The sequence below is a fragment of the Streptomyces sp. NPDC014907 genome, assembly GCF_055562975.1.
Genome location: NZ_JBVHEG010000002.1, coordinates 510,186 through 517,815 on the forward strand (window position 1 = coordinate 510,186; position 7,630 = coordinate 517,815).

A 7,630-nucleotide genomic window follows, 5' to 3' on the forward strand; every position below is an offset into this window, starting at 1 on the left:
TTCTCCGTGCCCGGAGCCGCCCACGCGGACACGCCGGCACGGGAACACGGGAACACGGGACGAAAGAACGATCACCCATCCATCGCATCTGCTGTTAGCCTGCACCTGCACATGGGTTGCAATAAGCAGGAGCAGTCGAAGGGCCGGACGCATGGCGATCTACACACTTCCCGAGCTGCCGTACGACTACGCGGCGCTGGAGCCGGTGATCGATCCGCAGATCATCGAGCTGCACCACGACAAGCACCACGCGGCCTACGTCAAGGGCGCGAACGACGCCCTGGAGCAGCTGGCGGAAGCCCGCGACAAGGACCAGTGGGGAGCGGTCAACGGCCTGGAGAAGAACCTCGCGTTCCACCTCTCCGGCCACATCCTCCACTCCATCTACTGGAACAACATGAACAGCCCGAAGGACGGGGGCGGCGGCGAACCGCTGGCCGCCGACGGCGTCGGCGACCTCGCGGACGCGATCACCGAGTCCTTCGGCTCCTTCGCGAAGTTCAAGGCCCAGCTCACCAAGGCCTCCGCGACCACCCAGGGCTCCGGCTGGGGCGTCCTGGCGTACGAGCCGGTCAGCGGCCGCCTGATCGTCGAGCAGGTCTACGACCACCAGGGCAACGTCGGCCAGGGCTCGGTCCCGATCCTGGTCTTCGACGCCTGGGAGCACGCCTTCTACCTGCAGTACAAGAACCAGAAGGCCGACTTCGTCGAGGCCATGTGGCAGGTCGTCAACTGGCAGGACGTGAACGGACGCTACCGCGCCGCCAAGGCCTCGGTGCCGCTGATCTCCCCCTGATCGGCGCCCCCCGTCGCCCCACTCGTGATCGTCTTCTCAACCTTCACGTGCGGGCGGAACGAGGAAGAACCCCGCGATGACGTGAGTCGCGGGGTTCTTCCGTACGTACGGGACCGGCGGCTACTCGAAGCTCGGCGCCGCCGTCCGGGTGCGCTTGATCTCGTAGAAGCCCGGGGTGGACGCCACGAGCAGCGTGCCGTCCCACAGCCGGGCCGCCGCCTCGCCGCGCGGGGCCGGGGTGACGACGGGGCCGAAGAAGGCGACCTCCTCGCCGTCCGGGCCGGGCACCGCGATGACCGGGGTGCCGACGTCCTGGCCGACCTTGTCGATGCCCTCCTTGTGGGAGGCGCGCAGTTCGGTGTCGTAGGTGTCCTTGTCGGCGTACTCCACCAGGTCCTCCGGCAGGCCGACGTCCTTCAGCGCGCCGGCGATCGCCTCGCGGGTGGGGCCCTCGCCGTTGTTGTGGAAGCGGGTGCCGAGCGCGGTGTAGAGCCTGCCGACGACCTCGTCGCCGTGCAGCTCCCGGGCCGCGATCACGACGCGGACCGGGCCCCACGCCCGGGTCGCCAGCATCTCCCGGTACTCCTCCGGCAGCTCGTCCAGCCGGTCCTCGTTGAGGACGGCCAGGCTCATGACCTTCCAGCGCACGTCGACCGGGCGCTGCTTCTCCACCTCCAGCATCCAGCGGGAGGTCATCCAGGCCCAGGGGCACAGCGGGTCGAAGTAGAAGTCGGCGGTGATCCTGTTCTCGGACATGTCACTCCTCGGGGAACCCACGGGAAAAGAAGGCGGTGTGCCGAAAGGCGGGAACGCCACGGGTGCCCGGGGGCATTCCCGTGCGCCGGCGACAGTGGCACATGGGAGGATCGGTGCTGTTTCGAACGCGCCACGAAGGAGTGACCGTGCCCGGTGAGAATCTGTCCCGCGACGAGGCCCGCGAGCGGGCCGCGCTGCTGTCCGTCGACGGGTACGAGGTCGACCTCGACCTGCGTTCGGCGGTCGGCGAGTCCGACGAGGCGGTGCGCACCTTCCGCTCGGTGACGACGATCCGCTTCCGCCGTACGGGGACGGGCACGAGCACCTTCGCGGACCTGATCGCCCCCTCGGTGGACGCGGTCACCCTGAACGGGCGTTCCCTGGACCCGGCGGAGGTCTTCGACGGCACGCGGATCGCGCTCGACGGCCTGGAGGACGAGAACACCCTCGTGGTGGACGCGCGGTGCGCCTACAGCCGGACCGGCGAGGGCATGCACCGCTTCGTCGACCCGGAGGACGGCGAGGTCTACCTCTACACGCAGTACGAGCCGGCCGACGCCCGGCGGGTGTACGCCAACTTCGAGCAGCCCGACCTCAAGGCCCCGTACCGCTTCTCGGTGACCGCGCCGGAGGGGTGGACCGTCTGGTCGAACGGGGCCGGGGAGCGGGACGCCGACGGGGTGTGGCGGTTCGCGGAGACGGCGCCGATCTCCACGTACATCACCTGCGTGGTGGCCGGTCCGTACCACTACGTCACCGACACCTACCGGCGCGGCGACCTGGAGATCCCGCTCGGCGCGATGTGCCGCAAGGGCCTCGCGAAGCACTTCGACGCGGACGACGTCTTCCTGATCACCAAGCAGGGCTTCGACTTCTTCCACGACAACTTCGACTTCCCGTACCCCTTCGGGAAGTACGACCAGGCCTTCGTCCCCGAGTACAACCTCGGCGCGATGGAGAACCCGGGCATGGTGACCTTCCGCGAGGAGTACGTCTTCCGGGGCAAGGTCACGCAGGCCTCGTACGAGGCGCGGGCCAACGTCATCCTGCACGAGATGGCGCACATGTGGTTCGGCGACCTGGTCACCATGGTGTGGTGGGACGACCTGTGGCTGAAGGAGTCCTTCGCGGACTTCATGGGCTCCTTCGTGAACGCCGAGGCGACCCGCTTCACCCACAGCTGGGTGACCTTCGCCAACAACCGCAAGTCCTGGGCGTACCGCGCCGACCAGCTGCCGTCCACCCACCCGATCACGGCCGACATCCGTGACCTGGAGGACGCCAAGCTGAACTTCGACGGCATCACGTACGCCAAGGGCGCGTCGGTGCTCAAGCAGCTCGTGGCGTACGCGGGACGGGACGCGTTCCTGGAGGGCGCGCGCCGCTACTTCAAGCGCCACGCGTACGGGAACACGCGCCTGGGCGACCTGCTCGCGATCCTGGAGGAGACCTCCGGGCGCGACATGAGGGCGTGGGCGAAGTCCTGGCTGCAGACCTCCGGCGTGAACGTCCTGGCGCCGGACGTCACCTACGACGCCGAGGGCCGGATCACCGAACTCGCCGTCCTCCAGGAGGGCGACGAGCTGCGCCCGCACCGGACGGCCGTGGGCCTGTACCGGGTGGGGGCGGACGGCGCGCTCACCCGGTACGCGCGGGCCGAGGCGGACGTCACCGGCGCCCGCACGGTCGTGGCCGGCCTGGCGGGCGAGGAGCGGCCCGACCTGGTGCTCGTCAACGACGACGACCTCACCTACTGCAAGATGCGCTTCGACGAGGGCTCGCTCGCCACCCTGCGCACGCGCCTGGGCGACGTCACCGACCCCCTGGCCCGCGCCCTGTGCTGGTCGGCGCTGTGGAACCTGACCCGTGACGGGCTCATGCCCGCCCGGGACTTCGTCGCCGTCGCGCTGGCCTTCGCGGGCCGGGAGACCGGGATCGGCGTCCTCCAGATGGTGCACGCCTGGGCGAAGTCCGCCGTCACCCTGTACGCGGCGCCGGAGTGGCGCGAGGAGGGCGGCCGGCTGCTCGCCGAGGGCGGGCTGCGCGAGCTGCGGGCGGCGGAGCCGGGCAGCGAGCACCAGCTCACCTGGGCGCGGTTCTTCGCGGCGATGGCCTCCACCGACGCCGACCTCCAGTTCCTGGAGGGGCTGCTCGACGGCACGGCGCGGATCGACGGCCTGGACGTCGACCAGGAGCTGCGCTGGGCACTCCTGTCGCCGCTGGCCGCGCACGGGCGGGCGGACGAGGCCCGGATCGCCGAGGAGCTGGCCCGGGACGACACGGCGACGGGCGAGCGCCACCGGGTGCGGCTGCTCGCCTCGCGCCCGTCGGCGGCGGTCAAGGCGCAGGCCTGGGCGCAGGTGGTGGAGTCGGACACCCTGTCGAACGCGCTGGTCGAGGCGACGATCGCGGGCTTCGTCCAGCCCTCGCAGCGCGAGCTGATCGCCCCGTACGCGGAGAAGTACTTCGCGGCGATCGAGCGCCTGTGGGCCGAGCGGTCGATCCAGATCGGCATGGACGTGGTCCGGGGCCTGTTCCCGGCGCTCCAGGACGACGAGGCGACGCTGGCCGCCACGGACGCCTGGCTGTCGGCGCACGAGTCGGCCGCGCCGGCGCTGCGCCGCCTGGTCCTGGAGGCGCGCGACGACCTGGCGCGGGCGCTGCGCGCGCAGGCGTGCGACCGTCCGGCGGTCTGACCCGGTGAACGGCGGGGGTCGCGGGCCGGGCGCCCGCGGCCCCCGCCGGTGCGTGCGGGAGGGGGGCCGCTCCCGCCGGCCCGTGCGACCCGGCCCCCGCCGGCGCGTGCGCGCGGGGAGGGGGGCAGTTCCTCCCGCACGCCCGCCTGACCGGAACTCCGCCGGCGCGTGCGCGCGCGGAGGAGACGGCGGCCCGGCGGCGGGAGCGGCACCCCCTCGGCACTCGAACGTGCGTCCTTTAGGGCGGTCTTGTCCCCGATTGTCGACGGATGCGTAACAGAGGTTAGGGCAGCCTTCGGGGGCGGAAGACCCCCGGCATGAACCACAACGCCCCCCTCACCCCCCGCCCCCTCCCGCTCGCCTCCCGCACCGGCCGTACGCAACGCCTCGCCACCGCCGCCCAGTTGAGGGCCCAGGGCATCCCCGCCACCGATGTCGCCGCGCGGTGCCGGCCCGGCGGCTGGCAGCAGCTCCTCCCCGGCGTCTTCCTGCTCCACCCCGGGCCGCCCACCGGCGAGGACCGGCTGCGCGCCGCGCTGCTCTACGCCCGCCGGCCCGGCGCCCTGCCGCTGCAGGAACCCGAGGCGATGATCACCGGCCTCGCCGCCCTGGCCCTGCACCGCCTCCCCTCCGCTCCCCCGCTCACCGCCCTGGAGCGGATCGACGTCCTGGTGCCGCGCACCCGGCGGCTGCGTTCGGCGGGCTGGGTGCGGGTGGTGCGCGCCCCGGGGGCGCCGGAGCCGGTGGAGCTGACGGGCCTCCCCGTCGCCCCGGTCGCCCGTGCCGTCGCCGACGCGGTGGCGGGCCTCACGGAGGCGGGGGAGGTCCGCGCCCTCCTCGCCGGGGCGGTGCGCGGCGGGCACTGCGAACCGGGCGCGGTCATGAGGGAGCTGAGCCGGTCCCGGCTGCTGTCCCGGCCGCACGTGAGGGACGCGGTGGACGTGCTGCTCACCGAGGGCCGCCCGCTCTCCGAGGAGCGGCTGTACGAGATGGTGCGGGAGTTCGGCCTGCCGGACCCGCTGTGGAACGTGGACCTGCGGCTGCCGGGCGGCCCGCACCTGGGCGGGGTGGACGCCTACTGGCCGGACCAGGCGGTCGCCGTCGAGCTGGACACCCGGGCGCCCCGGCAGGACGACGAGGAGGAGTGGTCCGAGCGCGCCCGCAGGCGCGAGCACCTGGAGCGGCTCGGGATCACCGTCGTCCACCTCACCCCGCGCAAGCTGCGCGAGGTGGCGGACCAGCAGGCCACCGTGGTCCGCACGGCCCTGATGGCCGCGGCGGACCGGCCCCCCGCCGCGTACGTCGTCGTCCTGCCCCGGTGAGGACCGCTCCCGGCTCCGCCGCCCCGGCGGTTCCCGCCGCTTCCCCCCCCCCCCCCCCCGCTCTCCGCCGCCCGGCGGCTCCCCCGTTCCCCCGCGCTCTCCGCCGTCCCGCCGTTCCCCCGCGCTCTCCGTCGCCCCCCGCTCACTCCCGGTGGCCCTCAGTCCTCCCGCGAGGACGGGTCGCTGAGCCGGGAGCGGCCGGCCGGGGGGCGTTCGCGCCACAGGTCGAGGCCGATGTCGACGAGCCCGACGCGGGGGAGCCCGGGGACGGCGGAGAGCGGGTGCCAGGCGGCGAGGTCCGTGGAGCCGCCGGTTTCGGCGCGCAGCTCGCCGCCGGTGATCCGGGCCTCGTAGACGATCCGGAGGCCCTGGAAGTCGCCGGGTTCGCGCAGGCGGCGCAGCCAGTTGCGGCGGACGGAGTCGATGCCGAGGAGGACGGTGGGTTCGGCGGTGTACCCGGTCTCCTCCTCGACCTCGCGGACGACGGTCCGCACGGGCTCCTCGCCGTGCTCCATGCCGCCGCCCGGCAGGGTCCACAGTCTGGTCCCGTCGTCCGCCACCCAGCGGGCGAGGAGCATCCGCCCGTCCCGTACGCACACGGCGTAGGCCGCCACCCTCAAGTCCCTCTTCATGCCACGAGGTTAGATCCGGCACGCGGGACGCGGGCGCGTTCACGGCGTGACCGGGGCCGGGACCCCCGGCGCCTTGTCCGCGCGGAGAGGGGCGGCCGGGACCGTCCCGGCCCTTGGACAATGGATTGGACAGACCGGCCGTGCCCCCCCGCATCATGGACCGGCAGCACCCCGCCCATACGCCCCACAAGCACGGAGGAGTCCCCGTGAAGGTCGGAATCGTCGGAGCCACCGGTCAGGTCGGCACAGTCATGCGCAGCATCCTGACCGAGCGCGCGTTCCCCCTCGACGAGCTGCGGCTCTTCGCCTCCGCCCGCTCCGCCGGCACCGTCGTGGACGGCGTCACGGTCGAGGACGCCTCCACCGCCGACTACACCGGCCTGGACATCGTGCTCTTCTCGGCCGGCGGCGCCACCTCCAGGGCCCTCGCCGAGAAGGTCGCCTCCCAGGGCGCGGTCGTGATCGACAACTCCTCCGCGTGGCGCCGCGACCCCGAGGTCCCCCTCGTCGTCTCCGAGGTGAACCCGCACGCGGTCAAGGACCGCCCCAAGGGCATCATCGCCAACCCGAACTGCACCACGATGGCCGCGATGCCGGTCCTCAAGCCGCTCCACGAGGAGGCCGGCCTCGTCGCCCTCGTCGCCACCACCTACCAGGCCGTGTCCGGCTCGGGCGTGGCCGGCGTCGCCGAGCTGGACGGCCAGGTGAAGGCCGTCGCCGGGGGCGCCGCCGCGCTCACCCACGACGGCGGGGCCGTCGACTTCCCGGAGCCGGGCGTCTACAAGCGCCCGATCGCCTTCAACGTGGTCCCGCTGGCCGGTTCGATCGTCGACGACGGCTCCTTCGAGACCGACGAGGAGCAGAAGCTCCGCAACGAGTCCCGCAAGATCCTGGAGATCCCGGACCTCAAGGTCTCCGGAACCTGCGTGCGCGTCCCGGTCTTCTCCGGCCACTCCCTCCAGGTCAACGCCCGCTTCGCGCGCCCGATCGGCGTCGAGCGCGCCCTCGAGCTGCTCGGGGACGCCGAGGGCGTCGAGCTGTCCGAGATCCCGACCCCGCTCCAGGCCGCCGGCAAGGACGCCTCGTACGTCGGCCGCGTCCGCGTGGACGAGACCGTCGAGAACGGCCTCGCGTTCTTCCTCTCCAACGACAACCTGCGCAAGGGCGCCGCGCTGAACGCCGTGCAGATCGCGGAGCTGGTCGCGGCCGAGCTCCGGGGCTGACCCCCGCGCGGGGCCGGCCGGCCCGGAGGGGCCACCCGCCGGGAGGACCCCGCCCGGCGCGCGCGTACGTCCGGAGGGGCGGGGTGCCCGCCCCGGGCGCCCCCCCCCCCCGGGGCCCGACCCATCCCGAGTTCCCCCCAGTACCCGAATCCCCCGTGGGGCGGCCTCCCGCCGCCCCCCCGGGGCCCCCACCCGGCGGGCGGGG

The 7,630-nt window shown here is 73.3% G+C and carries 6 protein-coding genes; 4 read left to right on the forward strand and 2 right to left on the reverse strand.

The features are described from left to right. The first annotated feature begins 151 nt into the window (after nt 1-151). Entirely contained in the window at nt 152-796 is a 645-nt protein-coding gene (locus tag ACZ3IL_RS07750) for a superoxide dismutase (RefSeq protein WP_467387653.1), read from the forward strand. A gap of 120 nt (nt 797-916) precedes the next feature. Here the strand turns inward: ACZ3IL_RS07750 and ACZ3IL_RS07755 are convergent, their stop codons facing one another. Then, nucleotides 917-1,552, reverse strand: coding sequence for a mycothiol-dependent nitroreductase Rv2466c family protein (locus ACZ3IL_RS07755; protein WP_467387655.1), 636 nt, complete (start codon nt 1,550-1,552; stop codon nt 917-919). A 146-nt stretch (nt 1,553-1,698) separates the two neighbouring features. On the opposite strand from ACZ3IL_RS07755, the gene pepN reads away from it, so the two are divergent. Together pepN and ACZ3IL_RS07765 are read left to right on the forward strand one after the other, a co-directional pair. Further along, a complete protein-coding gene (pepN, locus tag ACZ3IL_RS07760; protein ID WP_467387657.1) occupies nt 1,699-4,248 on the forward strand; it encodes an aminopeptidase N in 2,550 nt (849 codons plus the stop codon). Nucleotides 4,249-4,565: 317 nt separating this feature from the next. Next, entirely contained in the window at nt 4,566-5,570 is a 1,005-nt protein-coding gene (locus tag ACZ3IL_RS07765) for a hypothetical protein (RefSeq protein WP_467387659.1), read from the forward strand. A 158-nt stretch (nt 5,571-5,728) separates the two neighbouring features. Here ACZ3IL_RS07765 and ACZ3IL_RS07770 read toward each other — a convergent pair whose 3' ends face one another. Beyond that, nucleotides 5,729-6,202: an NUDIX hydrolase gene (locus ACZ3IL_RS07770; protein ID WP_467387661.1), complete on the reverse strand. Its 474-nt coding sequence runs from the start codon at nt 6,200-6,202 to the stop codon at nt 5,729-5,731. Nucleotides 6,203-6,408: 206 nt separating this feature from the next. Here ACZ3IL_RS07770 and ACZ3IL_RS07775 point away from each other — a divergent pair, with 206 nt between their 5' ends. Then, complete coding sequence (locus ACZ3IL_RS07775; RefSeq protein ID WP_467387663.1) at nt 6,409-7,425, forward strand: aspartate-semialdehyde dehydrogenase; 1,017 nt, start codon at nt 6,409-6,411, stop codon at nt 7,423-7,425. Nucleotides 7,426-7,630 lie beyond the last annotated feature (205 nt).